The 17,581-nt window shown below is 70.2% G+C and carries 13 protein-coding genes; 8 read left to right on the forward strand and 5 right to left on the reverse strand.

The genetic code is table 11. From position 1 onward, the window contains the following. Positions 1–12 precede the first annotated feature (12 nt). The 3 genes from ACFVVM_RS17110 to ACFVVM_RS17120 all read left to right on the forward strand — a co-directional run bounded on the left by ACFVVM_RS17110 (position 13) and on the right by ACFVVM_RS17120 (position 5,695). Complete coding sequence (locus ACFVVM_RS17110) at positions 13–1,137, forward strand: isochorismate synthase MenF (protein ID WP_387618674.1); 1,125 nt, start codon at positions 13–15, stop codon at positions 1,135–1,137. Positions 1,138–1,203: 66 nt separating this feature from the next. Then, a complete protein-coding gene (locus ACFVVM_RS17115; RefSeq protein ID WP_022566695.1) occupies positions 1,204–1,374 on the forward strand; it encodes a DUF2613 domain-containing protein in 171 nt (56 codons plus the stop codon). A gap of 37 nt (positions 1,375–1,411) precedes the next feature. Beyond that, positions 1,412–5,695, forward strand: coding sequence for an alpha-(1->3)-arabinofuranosyltransferase (locus ACFVVM_RS17120; RefSeq protein ID WP_387619252.1), 4,284 nt, complete (start codon positions 1,412–1,414; stop codon positions 5,693–5,695). An 86-nt stretch (positions 5,696–5,781) separates the two neighbouring features. Here ACFVVM_RS17120 and ACFVVM_RS17125 read toward each other — a convergent pair whose 3' ends face one another. Continuing rightward, positions 5,782–6,969: an acyltransferase family protein gene (locus ACFVVM_RS17125; RefSeq protein ID WP_387618676.1), complete on the reverse strand. Its 1,188-nt coding sequence runs from the start codon at positions 6,967–6,969 to the stop codon at positions 5,782–5,784. A 146-nt stretch (positions 6,970–7,115) separates the two neighbouring features. Here ACFVVM_RS17125 and ACFVVM_RS17130 point away from each other — a divergent pair, with 146 nt between their 5' ends. Continuing rightward, a complete protein-coding gene (locus ACFVVM_RS17130) occupies positions 7,116–8,315 on the forward strand; it encodes a DUF3068 domain-containing protein (RefSeq protein WP_387618679.1) in 1,200 nt (399 codons plus the stop codon). Positions 8,316–8,367: 52 nt separating this feature from the next. Here the strand turns inward: ACFVVM_RS17130 and ACFVVM_RS17135 are convergent, their stop codons facing one another. Next, on the reverse strand, positions 8,368–9,798 hold the full coding sequence (locus ACFVVM_RS17135) for a polysaccharide biosynthesis protein (RefSeq protein ID WP_387618682.1): 1,431 nt from the start codon (positions 9,796–9,798) through the stop codon (positions 8,368–8,370). Positions 9,799–9,972: 174 nt separating this feature from the next. Between ACFVVM_RS17135 and ACFVVM_RS17140 the strand changes: the two genes are divergently transcribed. After that, positions 9,973–12,120 carry a hypothetical protein gene (locus ACFVVM_RS17140; RefSeq protein ID WP_387618685.1) on the forward strand — a complete coding sequence of 716 codons (2,148 nt, stop codon included), beginning with the start codon at positions 9,973–9,975 and terminating at the stop codon, positions 12,118–12,120. A gap of 114 nt (positions 12,121–12,234) precedes the next feature. Beyond that, complete coding sequence (locus ACFVVM_RS17145; RefSeq protein WP_387618688.1) at positions 12,235–13,092, forward strand: hypothetical protein; 858 nt, start codon at positions 12,235–12,237, stop codon at positions 13,090–13,092. 30 nt (positions 13,093–13,122) lie between these two features. Here ACFVVM_RS17145 and ACFVVM_RS17150 read toward each other — a convergent pair whose 3' ends face one another. Next, on the reverse strand, positions 13,123–14,292 hold the full coding sequence (locus tag ACFVVM_RS17150; protein WP_387618691.1) for a glycosyltransferase family 4 protein: 1,170 nt from the start codon (positions 14,290–14,292) through the stop codon (positions 13,123–13,125). 155 nt (positions 14,293–14,447) lie between these two features. Here ACFVVM_RS17150 and ACFVVM_RS17155 point away from each other — a divergent pair, with 155 nt between their 5' ends. Continuing rightward, the gene (locus ACFVVM_RS17155) at positions 14,448–15,248 is read left to right on the forward strand and encodes a methyltransferase domain-containing protein (protein ID WP_387618694.1); all 801 of its coding nucleotides are present in this window, start codon (positions 14,448–14,450) and stop codon (positions 15,246–15,248) included. On the opposite strand, the gene ACFVVM_RS17160 is transcribed toward ACFVVM_RS17155, so the two are convergent. Beyond that, positions 15,249–15,515, reverse strand: coding sequence for a hypothetical protein (locus ACFVVM_RS17160; RefSeq protein ID WP_387618697.1), 267 nt, complete (start codon positions 15,513–15,515; stop codon positions 15,249–15,251). A gap of 241 nt (positions 15,516–15,756) precedes the next feature. On the opposite strand from ACFVVM_RS17160, the gene ACFVVM_RS17165 reads away from it, so the two are divergent. Then, positions 15,757–17,202, forward strand: a complete 1,446-nt coding sequence (locus ACFVVM_RS17165) for an aldehyde dehydrogenase (RefSeq protein ID WP_387618700.1) — start codon at positions 15,757–15,759, stop codon at positions 17,200–17,202. Here ACFVVM_RS17165 and ACFVVM_RS17170 read toward each other — a convergent pair. Next, positions 17,199–17,378: a hypothetical protein gene (locus ACFVVM_RS17170; protein ID WP_387618702.1), complete on the reverse strand. Its 180-nt coding sequence runs from the start codon at positions 17,376–17,378 to the stop codon at positions 17,199–17,201. The genes ACFVVM_RS17165 and ACFVVM_RS17170 overlap by 4 nt on opposite strands. Between the last annotated feature and the right edge of the window lie 203 nt (positions 17,379–17,581).

Raw genomic sequence — 17,581 nt, forward strand, 5'->3', positions numbered from 1 at the left:
TTAGGGTCGGCCATGGACCGATTCCTGCTCGCCCGCCCCGACTCTGTCCTACGAGCGACGGGCGTGCGCGCGAGTTTCGCCGACCCACGCGAGGCGGTCGCGACGTTGCGCGCGTGGCGGGCCGTCGCGCCCACCTCGACGAGCACCGCGCCGGGAATCATCGTGGGCGCACTGCCCTTCGATCCGCGCGAGGCCGCCGCGCTCTGGCAGCCGGAGCACGTGGAACACACCGCGGGACCGTGGCGGCCTGCCGCACTGCCGGAGCTGCCCGGCGTGCGGGTGGTCGATGAGATACCCAGTGCGGCAGAGCATGTGGCGCGGGTGGCGAAGCTGGTCGAACAGCTCGGTGACCCGGCGAACGAGCTGCGCAAGGTGGTGGCGGCGCGCAGCATGGTGCTCGCGGCCGACGCGCCGCTCGATCCCGAGGTGCTGGCCGCGTACCTGCTGACCAGACATCCGACCGCGAATGTGTACGCGGTCGAGCTGTCGGCGGCGGGCCGGTCCGGCGAGACGCTGATCGGGGCGACGCCGGAGGTGCTGGTCGCGCGGCACGGTGACCGGGTGAGTCTGCATCCGCTGGCCGGCACCCTGCCCCGGCTCACCGATCCGGAGGCCGACGCAGCACAGGCGCGAGAGTTGCTGTCCAGCACCAAGAATCACGAAGAGCACGCGTACGTGATCGACTGGATCCGCGAGCGGCTGACCCCGGTCTGCGCCGAACTGCGCATCCCCGACGCGCCCGAGCTCCTGAGCACCGAGCAGGTCTGGCATCTGGCCACCCCCATCCACGGGGTGCTGCGTGACCCGTCGACCACCGCGCTCGACCTGGCTCTGCTGCTGCACCCGACGCCCGCCGTCAACGGGACGCCGTTCGCCGCCGCGCTGGCTGCGATCACGGCCGCCGAACCGCAACGCGGGTTCTACGGCGGCGCGGTCGGCTGGTGTGCCGATGACGGCGACGGCGAATGGGTGGTCGCCATCCGGGGAGCCGAACTCTCGGCCGATCGACGCGCCCTGCGGGCGAGCGCGGGTGGCGGCATCGTCGCGGCCTCGGATCCGGCCGCCGAGCTGGCCGAGACCACCGCCAAATTCCGCACCCTGCTCGGCGCGCTGCGTTGCGGCGTGCCCAACGACTGACCTGCGGCCCCGCACCTGCTAGGTTGGCCGGAGACAGGCCCCTAGTCGAGCGTATTGGAGTGCGCGATGAAGTTTGCTGTTCCGGCTGTTGCCAGCGCGGTCGGCGGCGCCCTGCTGAGCGCAATCGCCGTCTTCGCGATCACGGCAGCGGTGCAGCAGAACACGGCGCCCTCGATCGACCGCAGCGGTGACAAGGACTCCTCGCTGCTCAACGCCCCTGAATACGGCAGCCGCTGAGCCCGACGCCCGCGCGTCGCGCCCCGAGAAGGGGCATCTGGACAAGGCGCCACTGGGGTGGCGCTGGTTCGTCGGTTCGGTTGTCGCCGCCTTCGTACTGACCTTCGCGCAGGCGCCCGGCCTCACCGTCGCCGACACCAAATACGACCTGGCGCAGAACCCCCTCGGATTCCTCGCGCGGGCCGCTCACCTGTGGAGCAGCCAGGCCCCGATGGGCCAGGTGCAGAACCAGGCCTACGGCTACTTCTTCCCGCACGGCGCGTTCTTCTCCGCCGGTCATCTGCTGAATGTGCCCGCCTGGGTCACCCAGCGCGTCTGGTGGGCGCTGCTGCTGCTGGCCGGGTTCTGGGGCATCGTCAAGCTGTGCGAGACCCTCGGGATCGGAGCGCGCGGGTCGCGGGTGATCGCGGGTATCGCGTTCGCGCTGTCGCCTCGGGTGCTGACCACCCTCGGCTCGATCTCCTCGGAAACGCTCCCGATGATGCTCGCGCCCTGGGTGCTGCTCGCACCCGCGGCGCTCGGTGTCGCGATGCGGAGTCGGTCCCGCGACGGCAAGGGCTTCGAGCGTAAACGCGCCGGCAACCCCGCAGGGTCCGAGAGCGCGGCGATTTCGAGCCGGGCTCCAGACGACGACACCTCGGGCGCGACCAAGGATCGTGGCAGCGAACCGCGGCTTGGCCGTGGTGGCGCGCTCTCGCCCGCAGGCAGTGCGCTCGCGCTGGCCCTGATGGGGTCGGTGAACGCGGTGGCGACGGTGGCGGCGTTCCTGCCCGCCGCGCTGTGGTGGGCCTCGTACCGCCCCAATCGGCGCTGGTGGCGGTTCACGCTGGCCTGGATTCCGCTGCTGGTCCTGGCGACCTTCTGGTGGGCCGTGCCGCTGCTGCTGCTGGGCAAGGTGAGTCCGCCGTTCCTCGACTACATCGAGTCCTCGGGGGTGACGACGCAGTGGGCGTCGTTGAGTGAGGTGCTGCGCGGCACCGACAGCTGGACGCCGTTCGTCTCGCCCGAGCGCATCGCGGGCGCGGTGCTGGTGACCCAGCCCGGCGCGGTGCTGGCGACCGGCCTGCTCGCCGCGGCGGGCATGGCCGGGCTGGCGCGCTCGTCGATGCCGTACCGGGGCCGGTTCGTGCTGATCCTGTGTGTCGGTCTGGCTGGCATCTGCGCCGGATACGTCGGCACGCTCGGTGGACCCTTCGCCGAATCGGTGCGGGTGTTCCTCGATTCCGGCGGCGCGCCGCTGCGCAATGTGCACAAGCTGGAGCCGCTGATCCGGCTGCCGCTGGTGGTCGGTCTCGCGCATCTGCTCGGCCGGGTGCCGCTGCCCGCCTCCTCGCCGCTGCCGGTGTGGCGCAATGCTTTCGCCCATCCCGAGCGGAGCAGGCTCGTCGCGGTGGCCGCCCTGATCCTGGCCGCGCTCATGCTGGCGACCTCGCTGGCCTGGACCGCGCGCCTCGCCCCGCGCGGCGCCTACGACCGGGTGCCCGCCTACTGGACCGACACCGCGCAATGGCTGGCCGACAATGCCGCCGACACCCGCGCGCTCGTCGTGCCCGGCGCGCCGTTCGGCAGTCAGATCTGGGGACTCACCCGTGACGAACCGCTCCAGGCCCTGGCGAGTACGCCCTGGGCGGTACGCGACTCGGTGCCGCTCAATCCGCCGGGCACCATCCGCGCGATGGACTCGGTGCAGCGCCTCATCGCCGACGGCCGACCCTCGACCGGACTCGCCGCCACCCTCGCCGATCAGGGCATCGGCGTCCTTGTCCTGCGCAACGACCTCGACCCGGAGACCTCGCGCTCGACCCGGCCGATGCTCGCGCACCAGGCCATCGAGGGCTCGCCGGGACTCACCAAGGTCGCCGAGTTCGGCGCGCTGATCGGGCCGCGCGCGGCCGATGCCGGACTGGTCGTCGACAACGATCTGCTGCCCGCCTACCCGGCGATCGAGATCTACCGGGTCGATGTGCCGCCGCCGGGCACGCCCGTCGACGTGCGCGGTGGCACGGGCGCGCCACCAGGTTTCCCCGGCGCCTACACCGTTCCGCTCGACTCGGTCCCGGTCGTCAAGGGCGGTCCCGAGGTGCTCGAACGCCTCCGCCGCGACACCGGCGACCCCACCGCCCCGATCCTGCTCGACGCCGATGCGCGCCGGGCCGGTCTGCCGCCGCAGCCGACGCTGATCACCGACACCCCCATGGACCGCGAAACCGATTTCGGCCGGGTCGACAACCACAACTCCGCGGTCCGCGCCCCCGACGACGCCCGGCGCACGCACAACCTGGTGCCCGACTATCCCGTCGAGGGAACCGGTCTCGTGCAGGGCGAGTGGTCGGGCGCCGAAGTCACCGCGTCCAGCTCCGCCGCCGACGCCACCCAGATCGGCGGGGCCGCGCCGGGCAGTTCCACCGCCGCGGCCGTCGACGGCGATCCGAGTACCGCCTGGATCAGCAACGGCGCCGAATCCGCACTGGGACAGTGGCTTCGGCTCGATCTCGACCAGCCCATCACCTCCGGATCGCTGCGGTTCACCACGGCGGCGGCCGCGCTGGGCGATCCGGTGAAGTGGGTCGAGGTCCGTACCGCGCGCGGCACCGTGTCGGCGCGGATCACCGAGCCCGGCGCACCGGTGACGGTCGCGCTGCCCGCCGGTGAGACCGACTGGGTGATGATCACCGCCGCCCGCACCGAAAGAGGCACCCGCGGTGGCCAGTTCGGCATCAGCGACCTCACCCTCGACGACTACAGCGTGCGTGACGCACCGGTGCGCGTCGACATCCGCCACCGCATAGCGCTGCCCGAGGTGGCCGCCGGAACCATCCCCACCGGCTGGGATCTCGGCCAGGAATTCCCCGGCCGCAGCGCCTGTTTCGACGGACCCGACCGCGTGCACTGCAGCAAGGGACTCGGCCTGCCCGCCGAGGAGCCCGGCGTGTTCAACCGCACCATCGCGGTGCCCGAACCACTCACCGTCGGTACGGATCTCACGGTCCGCACCCGGCCGGGGCCCGCACTCGAAGCCCTGCTCACCGACCACTCGCGGCCGGTGGCGCGCGGCAAGGCCGATGTCGCCGACCTGCGCGGCGCGGCCTTCGCCGCCACCGACGGCGATCCGAAGACAACCTGGATCGCGCCGGAAGCCACCGTGCGTGAACCCACCGGCGCCAAACCCACACTGGTACTGGAACTTCCCGAACCCGCCGTGGTCACCGGGCTCGACATCACCACCGCACTGGGCGGGCTGCCCGCCACAGCCACCGCCGTCACGGTGAACCTCGGCAACGGCCCGCAGGTCAGGGAACTGCCCGAACGCGAACACGGCGAACCCGCCCGGATCTCGCTGCACCCCACCGAGACCGACCGCGTCGAGATCAGCATCCAGCGCTGGAACACGGTGCTCGACCGCACCGCGCTCGGTTTCGTCCTCACCCAGCCGACCGGGCTGGCCGAAGTCGAGGTGCTCGGTCCGGAGTATCCGGCGCACGCGCCCGGCGACCGGCTCGTCACCATCGGCTGCGACGCCGGACCCGTGATCGCCATCGGCGGCCGCGCCGTGCACACCACGGTCACCGCCACGGCCGATGAACTGCGCTCCGGCGCACCGGTTTCCGCACGCGCGTGCGAGGAGGACGCCGCCGACATCGAACTGCTGCCCGGCAATCCCGACCTCACGGTGGTGCCGACCGAGCTGTTCACCGTCGACCGGATGCGGCTGATCCGCACCGATTCGTTCCCCGCCGGACCCTCCGATCCGGGCGCCCAGCTGCTCGTGCTGCCGCTCAGCACCAATGTCGGCTGGGAGGCGCATGCCGCCGATGGGCGCGAGCTGACACCCGTGGTGGTCGACGGCTGGCAGCAGGGGTGGCTGATCCCGGACGGCACCACCGGCGAGATCACAGTGTCGTTCCCGGCCGACCGCTGGTACCGACTGGCGATCTTCGGTGGGCTGCTTCTGCTGATTCCGCTTGTGCTGCTGGCGATTCCCCGTCGACGGCCGGTGCCCGATCCCGGTCCCGCGCCGGTGACGTGGGGTGTCCACTGGCTCGCCGCGGTCGGGCTGACCGGTGTCACCGCCGTCGTCGCCGGACCGTTCGGGGCGGTGTGCACGCTGATCGCGCTGGGCTGCAGTCGATTCCGGCCCGCGCTCACGGCGCGGGTGCTGCCGTGGGTCGCCGGAATCGGGACGATGCTGTCGATGGCGGCGCTGTCCACGGGGACGTGGCGCTCGGGAACCGAGTACATGGGTGGCTCGCTGTGGGCGCAGGCACCGGCGGTCATCGCCGTGGTCGCCGTCGGGGTCGCGGCCCTGCCGCGTCGGCGCTGACCAACAGTCCGCCGCACGACTTGGTCCATCGCGTAGGCCGGTACGCAGGCGAACACCACGGCGTGACCCGCCGCGGACGGCACCGTTCAGCGTGCGGCAGGGCTCTCGGTGCCCGAGGAAGTGGTGCGACTGCTCTCGGCGCGCTTGTCCCAGCGCCGGGCCCAGCGACGCGCGGGTTCCTCGATCAGCGCGTAGCTCGCCGCGGCCAGCGGCAACGTGAGCACGGTGGTCAGGATGAGCACGTAGACGAAGTGCCCGCTGAACGGCATCAGGCTGAACACCGGGAAGACCATGGTCAGCACCACCAGGTGCCAGAGGAAGATGCCGTAGGACCAGCGCCCCAGCATCGCCGCGGCGGGTGATTCCAGCCAGCGGTGCGGGGTGGCGTCGGCGGGACGCAGCACCAACGGCGCCATCAGGCCGAACCCGATGACCATGCCGAGCGCCATCTTCACCGCGTACTGCCACGGCTCGGCCCGCTCCAGCCCGGCCGGACCACCGAACTCGGTCGCCGAGATCAGGAAGGCCACCAGCGCCACGGCCCACATCAGCGGCTGACTCGCCAGCAGCGGGCCCCACCACGTGCCGGGGCGGGCCCGGTGGATCAGCTCGGCCAGCACCATGCCCGCCGCGAACCACGGCAGATAGCCGGGCAGCCAGTTGTCGGCGTGGATCGCGTCCGGCGTCGGCACGGGCCACAGATTCCAGGTCAGGCTCACCGCGATCAGCGTGCCCAGCACCGGCAGCCGCCACCGGACCGCCGGGCCGCGCAACCGCACCACCGACCAGGCCAGCAGCGGCAGCAACAGATAGAAGGCCACCTCCACCGACAGGCTCCACATCTGCGTGAGGCCCTCGGTCAGTGTCAACGGCACGAAAACCTGCAGGAAGAACAGGTTCGACACCCACACCTTCAGGTTCGCCGACTGGGCCGCGCCGGGCAGCAGCACCAGCACGAACACCACGACCGCCCAGTACGCGGGCATGATCCGCGCGACCCGGTGCAGCAGATAACGCCCGGTCGAGGGCGCCTTGCCCACCCCGTAGGCGGCCGCGGCGTGCGGACGCCACAGCAGGAACCCCGACAGCGCGAAGAACACCGCGACCGCCATGTCGAAGCGCTCCAGGATCGGCCCGAGCACCGTGATCTTCGATGCGCCGGTCTGGAACGCGACATGGGTGACCAGTACACCGAGTGCCGCCATCCCGCGCATGCCTTCGAGGGCGGGAATGAAGGCGCGCGGTGGCGGTACGGGGGCGGTGGCGGTCGTCATCGGGTTCCAGTCTGCCGTGTCGGCGTTTTCCAGGGCACAGCACCGCACACTGGGATCTCGGGCTGTTAGTGTCGGGGCTCACGAGTGCCTGTGGTGCAATACCAGACCACCGGATTATCCGTGTTCGAACGACGAGGAGAGTTTGCATGGCACTGAGTGCCGGTACCAGAAGGACGGTCGCCTGCGTGCTCGTGGGTCTGGGCGCGGCATTACTCGTCGCCGCGCTGATGATCCCCACCTACACGGTGAGCAAGGTGGCCAAGACTCCGCTCGATCTCGAGATCACCACGATCGCGGTGAATCAGCCGGGCGAGGACAGCCTCGTCCTCGACTCCAGGTCGCTGACCACCGGCGATGGTCCGGCCGTCGTGAACACCGATGTGCCGCTGGTCTCGCAGCGCTTCGTCACCGTCGAGGAGCCCTCCGACGCCGACGAGATGACGCTGCAGGCGGGCCAGACGCTGCGCCGCACCGACGTGCAGGGCGACACCGGCCTGCTCACCGCCACCATCGACCGCGTCACCATCTCCCGCACCACCGGCATGCCCGTCGAGGCGGACCCCAACGGGTCGATCGCGGTCACCGTCGACCGGGAGGGCAGTGTCATGGAGCCGGTGCAGCACACCGGTATCGGCTACCGGTTCCCGATCGGCACCGAGAAGAAGACCTACCCGTACTTCGACATCAACGCCCGTCAGTCCTTCGACGCGAACTTCATCGAAGAGACCGAGATCAACAACACCAAGGTCTACCGCTTCCAGAACACGGTGCCCGCCACCAACACCTGGGACGTCGTGCAGTCGCCCGCCAACCGGCTGACCCTGCCCGCGTCGAAGTGGGGCGTCACCGATGTCGAGCCCGACGAGCCCGTCACCATGAACCGGTACTACACCAACGTGCGTGACCTGTGGGTCGAGCCGCAGACCGGCACCGTCGTCAAGGGTGGCGAGTCGCTGCACCTGTACTACGCGCGCACGGCCGAAAAGCCCGAGGTGACCGCGCTCAAGTCGCACATCGTGTTCGACGAGGCGACCGTGGAGTCGCAGCTCGAGATCGCCAAGGAGAACACCGACAAGCTGTCGCTGTTCGGCCGCACCGTCCCGATCGTGCTCGGCATTCTCGGCGTGCTCGCCCTGCTCGCCGGCCTGTTCCTCGGCCTGCGCGGCAGCGGTGGCACTCCCGCCCACGCGTCCCCGCGCGGTGGCCGCACCACCCCAGCGCCCGCGGCGGCTTCCGGTGCGACGGCGGCCTCGGACTGGGATGCCGACGAGGCACCGACCACGCAGTTCCCGCGCGGGGACTACGACGGGCCCACCGAGCAGATCGACATCAACAAACGTCCCTGAGGACACTCGCTCCAGACGGCGGCCCCGGTCATTGCGACCGGGGCCGCCGTCGTCAGTGGTGTGGGGTGGTTCGCGCAGCGGTGCGCAGGACGACCAGGCCGACGATCGCGGTGGTCACGGCGGCGACGGCGACGGCCGTGCCGATCAGCGAGCCGATGGTGCGGGCGAAGGTCAGCATCAGGGTCACTTCGACGGCGAGGCCGATCCAGGTGACAGCGGCCAGGGCGGTGCGCTCCACCGCGATGGCCGACAGCAGGGCGCCCTGCAACACCGCCAGGATCGCGCCGTGCAGGGCGAACAGCCACAGCATGCTCTGGATCGGGGCGTAGTCCTGCCCGGCGAACAGCGGGGCCAGCGGCGCGGCCACGGCGGCACCGATCACCGCGACGATGCCGATCAGCGACAGCACCGACAGCGCGTCGCGGATCGCGCGCGCCGACTGCGTCGGCTTGGCCATGCGCGGATACAGCACCACGCCCACCGCCTGCGGGAGCCAGAAGGCGATCTTCGTGGCGATGGTGCCGAGCGAATAGCGGCTCGCGTCGACCTCGTCGAGGACGATGCGGACCACGATCAGGTCCACCGAGGACAGGGCCATCAGCGCGGCTTGCACCTGCACGGCGCGCAGGACCGGTAGGACGCCGATCGCGCCGTTTTTCGCCCTGGACGAGGTGGGTTTCGCGGCGTGCTTGGTCGACGTGTGGTGCACGGGTTCGGCCTCGCGACGCTGGCCGGGTCCGGGTGGCAGACCAGGTCCGGATAGCTGGCCGGATTCGGGTGGCAGGCCAGATCCGGATAGCTGGCCGGATTCGGGTGGCAGGCCAGATCCGGATAGCTGGCCGGATTCGGGTGGCAGGCCGGATCCGGGCGGTAGGGCGGATCCGGGCGGTAGGCCAGGTCCGGGCGGTAGGCCAGGTCCGGGCGGTAGGCCAGGTCCGAGCTCGCGGTCGTTGACCGGGGTGCCCGTGGTGGTGCGGGCGATGCGGGCCGCGACGAGTGCGGCGACGACGATGCCCGCGGCACCCGCCCACAGCGCGCCGGCGGCGCCACCACCGAGCGCGAAGGCGATCAGCGCGGGGACGACGCGGGCGGTTCCCGCCATCGCGAGCACCGTCGCAAGAGCGCGGAAGTGGTTGCCGCCCTGCAGGATTCCCTGTTCACCCGAGAGCACGACCAGCGCGGGCGCCGCACCGAGCGCCGCGGCGGCCGCCCACACGCCCACGTTCAGCACCTCGGCCACCACCGGCACGAGGACCACCGCGACCGCGGCCACCAGCGCCGCGCACCGCCACTGCATGGATCGCACCGCGCGCAGACTCGCCCCGCGGACCACCTCGCGCGCGACCACGTTCTGCATGGCCAGCGCGGGCACCGCGCACAGCAGCTGCACGGCGAGCAGACTCGCGAACTCGCTGTACCCGGCCACGCCGAGCCAGCGTCCCGCCAACAACTGCAGGAGGTACCCGGCGACGTTGGCGGTCATCGCACCAGCCGTCACCCAGGTCAGATCAGCAACAACAGGCGGACGACGGACCGAAGACACGCCCCATCGTCGCACCTCGACGCGCCGGACGCGGTCGCCACCCCGATCACCGGGCAGGCCGTAACTTCGCGGGGGCCGTGTGGCGGCGCGAGCCGGGACGTAAGGTGCACTGACGTGACGGGTAGTGGTGGGCGTGCGAGGGTCTTGGTCGCCGGGTACTGCGCCCTGCTCACGCTGATCATCGTCGGACCACTGGCCGGGTCGGGATACCTGCTGCTGCGGGACGCGGTGAGCACGCCCCGCTCCTACCTCACCGACTCCGCCCTCGGTCTCGGCGCCGCGGCCCCACGTGCGGTCCCCCAAGACGCCCTGCTCGCGGTCCTCTCGCCGGTGATCGACGGCGGGATCCTGGTGAAGGCGATCCTGATCGTCGCGCTGTGGTCGGCAGGCTACGGCGCCGCCGTCCTCGCTCGCCGCTTCGTCGATGCCGGTACCGGCGCCCAGCTTCTCGCCGCGACCCTCGCCCTGTGGAACCCCTTCGTCGCCGAACGTCTCCTCCAAGGCCACTGGAGCCTGCTCACCGGCTACGCAGCCCTCCCCTGGACCGCCCTCGCCGCCACCCACATCCGCACCGGCTCTACCCACCGCGCCGTCCCTTGGATCGCCCGCAGCGGCTCTACCCGCCGCAACCTCCCCTGGACCGCCCTCGTCGCCCGTATCCGCACCGGCTCTGCCGACCGCGCCGTCCCCGCCACCTCGGCGACGACCGGAAGTACAGCGGAATCCGGCGGTGAATCGCCGGCCACGGCCAGGTCGAGTGACAGCGTCGGGCAGGCACAGGACACGAACGGGAACCAAGGGCGGCGCGGCAGAGCCGGGCGCACGGGCGGAATGAGGCAGACCGTCGGTGAGTGGGGCGCGCTTGCGGCGTGCTTCGCGGCGGCCGGGTTGACGCCGACGGGATCGCTGCTGGCAGCGGTGGTCGGACTCGCGCTGATCGGGCGGCGGGCGTTCCTGCCCGCGCTCGCGCTGTGGATCGCCACATGCGCGCCCTGGCTGACCGCGACCGCGCTCGGGTCGGGGGCCGAGCCGTCGGACCCGGCCGGGGTGGCGGCGTTCGCGGCGCGGGCCGAACCGTGGCTCGGGACGCTGGGGAGTCTGGCCGGACTCGGCGGGATCTGGAACGGCGAGGCGGTTCCCGCGAGCCGGACGACGCCACTGGCCCTGGTGGGCACCCTGTTGCTGCTCGTGATCGTCGCGCTGGGGGTCCGCGCGGTGTGGGCGAGCGGGCGCGACGGCCGGACGCTGCTGGTCATCGCGGCGGTAGCCATCGTGCTGCCCGCGCTCGGCGCCACCGGGTGGGGGCTCGCGGCCGGGGAGTGGTCGATGGTGCACATCCCTGGCGCGGGCTTGCTACGCGACACCCAGAAATACGTCGCCCTGGCCATGCCCGCCTACGCATTGTGCGCAGCCGCGGCTTGTCGGACCGTCCTCACGTGGTGGCGTCGAATCACCGTCGACGGTCGCGCACCGAACGGTGACATCCACCAAACCCGAACCAACACAGCTGAATTCGAGACGGTTGCGGTCGGCACCCCCGAGCCGGGGCCAGCGGTCGACGCCGCCGTGCCAGGGCGTACGGACAGCAGTGCGGCGCGCGCCGCGGACTCGATTGATGCGGAGAACGATTCGGCGGAGGTCAGGTCGAGTCGCACTGGAATCAACGCTGTCGCAGCACTTTTCATTGCGCTACTCATCTTCCCGCTCGCCGACCTGGCCTGGGGAGTCGGCGGCGAGATGCGCCCGGTGCACTACCCGGCGGGTTGGGCCGAAGTCGTGGACAACATCGACGGCCCCGGCGATGTGGCGATCCTCCCCGGCGGCATGTTCCGCCGATTCCCGTACAGCGGAGCAGCTCCCGTCCTCGACCCCGCCCCCCGCATCCTCCCCAACGACGTCCTGCAAACCGGCGAACTCAACGTCCGCGGCTACGCCGTCACCGGCGAGGGCAACCGCGCCCGCACCGTCGAGGACACCCTCCTCCGCGGCGGCACCCCCGCCGAACTAGCCGACCTCGGCATCGGGTGGATCCTGCTGGAACGCACCACCCCCGGCCCCCTGGGCACCGCCGAAACCACCCTCACCGCAACCGAACTCGTCTACCAGGACACCGACCTGTCCCTCTACCGAATCCCCGACCCCACCCCCCGCGACGTCTCCACCCCCACCCAACGCCGAACCTCGGCAGCCGCCCACCTCCTCTGGGCAACCCTCCTCCTCGCCGGCCTGACCCTCGCAGCCCTCCGCCCAACCACCCGCTGACGGAGTGTCCCCCGGCGCGTCGCCCGCATGTCCCCGAACACGCCGCACAAATGGAACCATGGTCCCATCAGTGATCTATGTTCGGTCGCTATGGTCAGCTCTCATCACGAAGCGATGCACCGGATCTTCCGGCACGACCCGGGCACCTTCGCCCGCGTCTTCCATGCGCTCGACCTCCCCTTCCCCGACCCGATCGAGGTCGAACACCTATCGGTCGATCTCACCGAGATCGAACCGATCGAACGTCGCGCGGACACAGTTCTACGAATTGTCACGGCAGAGTCCAGCTTCCTCCTGGTGATCGAAGCACAGAACAAGAAGGACGACAGCCGCCCCGGCGCGTGGGCGTACTACCTGGCGTTCCTCCACGCGAAGTACGGGATTCCCGTGGTCCTGGTCGTCGTGTGCCGCAACCGGACCACCGCGACATGGGCAGAGGGCCCGCACTCCATCGGCCACGCGACATGGCCATGCGTGACCCTGCACCCGCTCGTCCTCGGACCACACAACGTCCCCGCTGTCACCGATGTCGAGACCGCAGCCACCGACCTACCCCTAGCGGCGCTTTCTGCGATCACGCATGCCACCCGACCAGAAATCGGTGCCATACTGGAGGCGCTCTCCGCCGCATTGCACCTGGTAGGCGATCACGATGACGCTCAGATCTACACCGAACTCGTCGAACTGGGTCTCGGCCGTACCCGCGGCGCCCGGATATGGAGGAATCTGATGTCGATCGATCTGTCGTTCTTCCGGGGCGAGACGTCACAGCGACTCCGCGAAGAAGGTCGCGAGCAGGGCCGCATCGAGGGTCGCGTCCACGACATTCTGCGCATCCTGCAGCGCCGCGGCATCGAGCTCCCGCCAGCCGCGGAAGCCAAGATCAATGCGTGCCGGGATCTCGACGAGCTCGATGCATGGTTCGATCGGGCCGTTGATGCTCGCGCGGCCGACGACCTCTTCGCCGACTGATTCGCACACGGCCGAAGACGTTCGCCGTTGTCAGTCCTGGGCGGGTGGGGCGACCAGGCCGGTGACGAACTGGCCTCGGGCGGCCGCGGCGAGAACCTCGTGGACGCCGGTGCCGGTTTGTTCCCAGGAGAACTCGCGGGCCCTCGCACGGGCCTTCTCGCCCATGACCTGGCGGATCTTCGCATCGGCGAGTAGGTCGGCGGCGGCTTCGGCGAGGGCGGGGGCGTCGTCGACGAGCAGGCCGGTGACGCCGTCGACGATGGAGTCGGTGAGGCCGCGGGAGCTGCGGTAGCCGATGGTGGGGACGCCGTGCTGGGCGGCTTCGATGACGGCCAGGCCCCAACCTTCCTTGCGGGAGGGCATCACGTGGACCCACGCGGCGGACAGGATCTCGTGCTTGCGGCGTTCGTCGACGTGGCCGTGGAAGGTGACGGCGTCGGCGATGCCGAGGCTCGCCGCGCAGTCGCGCAGGTTGTCCGCCCACCAGCCGTCGCCGATCACGTCGAGGTGCACGTCGGGGAAGCGTTCGCGCAGGTGCGCGACGGCGGTGAGGGCGTCTTCGATCTGCTTGTGCGGGACGAGCCGGGACAGGACGGCGACGCGGGGATGGGTCGCGCGGGTGCCGTCGGCACCGGGGACGACCTCGGCGGGGACCGGTTCGGCCCCGTTGCGGACCACGGCGATGCGCTCGCGGTCGACGCCGAGCACGGCCAGTTCCTCGGCCGAGGGCAGTGAAACGGTCAGGTACTGGTTGCCGCGATGCACCCGCGGCGAGAGCTTGGACTCGATCCACCAGCCGATCCGCCCGACCAGCCGCCCGGCCACCGGCCACTGCTCGCGGTGCCCGTGATGCACCAGCACCACCGACGGCACGCCCGTGGCCGTGGCGAAGAAGGGGATGCCGTTCTGGGTGTCGATCACGACATCGGGGCGGACACCGCGCAGCGGCCCGATACCGAGCCGACCGGCCACGATGGCGGCCAGCGCCCGCGGATACACCGTGAAGCGCCCGCCAGCGCGGCTGATGTCGATCCCGTCGATGTGCTCACGCCGCGCCGCCCCGGGATACCCGGCCGTGCGCAGGGTGACCTTGATGCCACGGGCCGCCAGCTGGGCGCCGACCTGCTCCAGGTAGCGCTCGCTGCCCCCACCCTGCGGGTGCCCCGTGTCACGCCAGCACAACAGGAGGACTTCACGCACGGTCGTAGCTCGCAATCGGGTCGGTTTCGGACAAACGTCGGCCCCCACCCTAGCGGGTGTGTCCTGCACGACACGGATCTATCGCCACTATCGCCGCAGAGTGTTCCCCCAGACCAGGCGACCACACCGCGACGCGATGCCCATAAACTCCTGCCGTGCCGACCGCATCCCCGCCGAGAACCGCGCAGCCCGTCCAGCGCCGCCGTACGCCCCGTTTCGCGCGGCGCGCGACGCTGCGCCGCTCGCTGCGCCTGCTGACCAGTTTCCGGTTCGAGCAGTCCGACCCGGCCCGGTTCTACGGCGGCATCGCGACCGACAGCGCCGAGATGATCGCCGACTTCTACACCGACATCACCGAACGCGACCTCACCGGCACCGTCGTCCTCGACGTCGGCGGCGGCCCCGGCTACTTCGCCGACGAGTTCACCGCGGCGGGGGCACGCTACGTCTCGGTCGAGCCCGACCCGTCGGAGATGCACGCGGCCGGACTGCGGGTGGCCGGATCGGTGCGCGGCTCGGGGATGGCACTGCCGTTCCGCGACAACGCCTTCGACGTCTGCTTCTCCTCCAACGTCGCCGAGCACGTGCCGCAGCCGTGGGTGATGGCCGAGGAGATGGTCCGGGTGACCAAGCCCGGCGGCCTCATCGTGTTCTCCTACACGGTGTGGCACGGGCCCTTCGGTGGTCACGAGACCGGGCTCTGGCACTACCTCGGCGGCGAGTACGCGGCACGCCGATACCGGCGCAAGCACGGACGTGAACCCAAGAACAGGTTCGGCCGATCTTTGTTCGCGGTGACCGCGGCGGAGGGTTTGCACTGGGCGGCAACGACTTCAGCTGACGTCCGTACGGTTTTTCCGCGTTATCACCCGCGCTGGGCGTGGTGGCTCGTCCGCATTCCGATGGTCCGCGAGCTACTGGTCAGCAATCTGGTAGTGATCGCCACGAAGGAGTGATCAGGCCAGCCAGCTCAATCGCCGCGACCTCCGCACCGGGTCGGGTAACGCGCTGGCCCACGGCGATTCCTGAATCGCCAGGCCCACTGTCTCCAACGTGGTCAGGCCGACCTGATCGGCGAGGGCTCCGACCATCGCGACCGCCTCAGCGGCCTGGATGGCGGCAGTTGCCTGCTCGATCGTGAGTGTGCGGCCGGGCAGGAATGACACAACCCATCCCCCGCTGCCCACACTCTTCGCTTGATGGTCGGTCTGGTCGCTGGTCATCAACGATCGGCCGATCACTTGCACAGCCATGAGTCGGTCTCCCCAATTCGCTGTTAAGGTCCGATGAATCGAGCGAGCTGATCAGTAGCTAAAGCATCCCCTTTTCACCACCAGAACGCAATAGTGCGTTTACCCGAAAAGCGAACCGACAGGTTGGAATTCGCCCTGTTCACAGTTGTTGCGCCGCAGCGAATTAGAACATGTTGCAGACAATCCGGCCGCAAAACTGTAACGTGTTCTCATGCACTACGACAGCCTGTTCATCGGCGGCAAGTGGACCACCCCGGCCGGTAGTGACCGCATTTCCGTGGTCTCACCCGCAACGGAGGAGACCGTCGGCAGCGTGCCTGCGGTAACGAAGGCCGACGTGGACGCGGCGGTCGCCGCGGCCCGCGACGCCTTCGACAGCGGACCGTGGCCATCGACTCCCCCACTGGAACGAGCCGAGGTACTCACCAAGGCCGCGCAGCTGATCGAGCAGCGCTCGCCGGAATTGCTCGCCGCGCTCACCGCGGAGATGGGCGCGCCCGCGCTAGCGGCCTTGACACTCAACCAGATTCCGGCCGTCGCCGCGCTCAACGCGGTCGCCGAGCTCGCGAAGACGTTCCAGTGGAACGAGACTCGGGTCGGCCTGTTCGGAACCTCGCGCGTCTCACGGGAACCGCGCGGTGTCGTGGCCGCGATCACCGCCTGGAATGTCCCGTTGTTCCTCGCCGCGAACAAGCTCGGCCCCGCGCTGCTCGCCGGCTGCACGGTGGTGCTCAAGCCCTCGCCGCTCACCCCGCTCACCGCGAATCTGCTCGCCGACATCTTCACCGAGGCCGGGCTGCCCGACGGCGTGCTCTCGGTGCTGCCCGCCGAGGCGGAAGCGAGCGAGTACCTGGCCGGACATCCCGGCGTCGACAAGGTGACCTTCACCGGTTCCACCGCGGTCGGCCGGAAACTGGCCGCCATCGCCGGTGAGCAGCTCAAGACCGTCTCGCTCGAGCTCGGCGGCAAGTCGGCCGCCATCGTGCTGCCCGATGCCGACCTCGCGGCCAGCATTCCCGTTCTTGCGTTCTCCGGGTTGATGAACAGCGGCCAGGGCTGCGTGGCGCAGACCCGCATCCTGGCCCCGCGCAGCCGCTACGAGGAGATCATCGACGCGCTGGTCGCGCATGTGAAGACCATGCAGACCGGCGATCCCACCGATCCGGCCACCCAGCTCGGCCCGCTGATCAGCGAAAAGCAGCGCGATCGGGTGGAGAGCTACATCGCCAAGGGCAAGGAAGAGGGCGCGCGGCTCGTGCTGGGCGGCGGACGGCCCGCCGGGGTCGAGAAGGGCTGGTTCGTCGAGCCGACCATCTTCGCCGACGTCGACAACTCGAGCACCATCGCCCAGGAGGAGATCTTCGGCCCGGTGCTCTCGGTGATCCCCTACGACACCGAGGACGAGGCGATCGCCATCGCCAACGATTCCGACTACGGCCTGGCCGGGTCGGTGTGGACCACCGACATCGAGCACGGTGTCGAGGTCGCCGCGCGGGTGCGCACCGGCACCTACGCGATCAACTGGTACGCCTTCGACCCGACCGCGCCCTTCGGTGGGTACAAGAACTCCGGCATCGGCCGCGAGAACGGCCCCGAAGGCCTCGACGCATTCTGCGAGCAGAAGTCCGTCCTGATGCCGATGGGTTGGACCGGCTAGTTCTCCGGCATCTGCACCCGCAGCACCGGCTGCGCGCCCACCTCGCCCCGGGCCGGCAGGTCGACCACATCGACCCGCCAGCCCGGTGGCAGTGCGCTCTGCAGGCGGCCCGCCACCCGATGCAGCGGCGTGGTCGAGTAGGTGTCGGACTCGAATCCGGTCACCAGATCGGTCATGCGTCAACCACCTCTCAGCGTCGATCTCATCGTTGACCGCGTCGGCGGTGCAGGAGTCTCGAAAGGGAGTTAGCTCAGATGGTGCGACATGCGGCGGAGCTGACACGGAATATAGGGGACGGCAGCTCCCGTTGGGGAGCGACTCTCTGACGTTTCCCTAAGTACCCATATATTCACCCCGGGAATCATGGGGCGAATACCGG

Origin of the sequence: Nocardia sp. NPDC058176 (assembly GCF_042883805.1) — a bacterium.
Classification (GTDB): Bacteria; Actinomycetota; Actinomycetes; order Mycobacteriales; family Mycobacteriaceae; genus Nocardia.

Bases quoted from the DNA above. Each gene is read 5' to 3' on its own strand.
- ACFVVM_RS17110 (WP_387618674.1), top strand. From the start codon at position 13: ATGGACCGATTCCTGCTCGCCCGCCCCGACTCTGTCCTACGAGCGACG.
- ACFVVM_RS17115 (WP_022566695.1), top strand. From the start codon at position 1,204: ATGAAGTTTGCTGTTCCGGCTGTTGCCAGCGCGGTCGGCGGCGCCCTG.
- ACFVVM_RS17125 (WP_387618676.1), bottom strand. From the start codon at position 6,969: ATGACGACCGCCACCGCCCCCGTACCGCCACCGCGCGCCTTCATTCCC.
- ACFVVM_RS17130 (WP_387618679.1), top strand. From the start codon at position 7,116: ATGGCACTGAGTGCCGGTACCAGAAGGACGGTCGCCTGCGTGCTCGTG.
- ACFVVM_RS17135 (WP_387618682.1), bottom strand. From the start codon at position 9,798: ATGACCGCCAACGTCGCCGGGTACCTCCTGCAGTTGTTGGCGGGACGC.
- ACFVVM_RS17145 (WP_387618688.1), top strand. From the start codon at position 12,235: ATGCACCGGATCTTCCGGCACGACCCGGGCACCTTCGCCCGCGTCTTC.
- ACFVVM_RS17160 (WP_387618697.1), bottom strand. From the start codon at position 15,515: ATGACCAGCGACCAGACCGACCATCAAGCGAAGAGTGTGGGCAGCGGG.
- ACFVVM_RS17165 (WP_387618700.1), top strand. From the start codon at position 15,757: ATGCACTACGACAGCCTGTTCATCGGCGGCAAGTGGACCACCCCGGCC.
- ACFVVM_RS17170 (WP_387618702.1), bottom strand. From the start codon at position 17,378: ATGACCGATCTGGTGACCGGATTCGAGTCCGACACCTACTCGACCACG.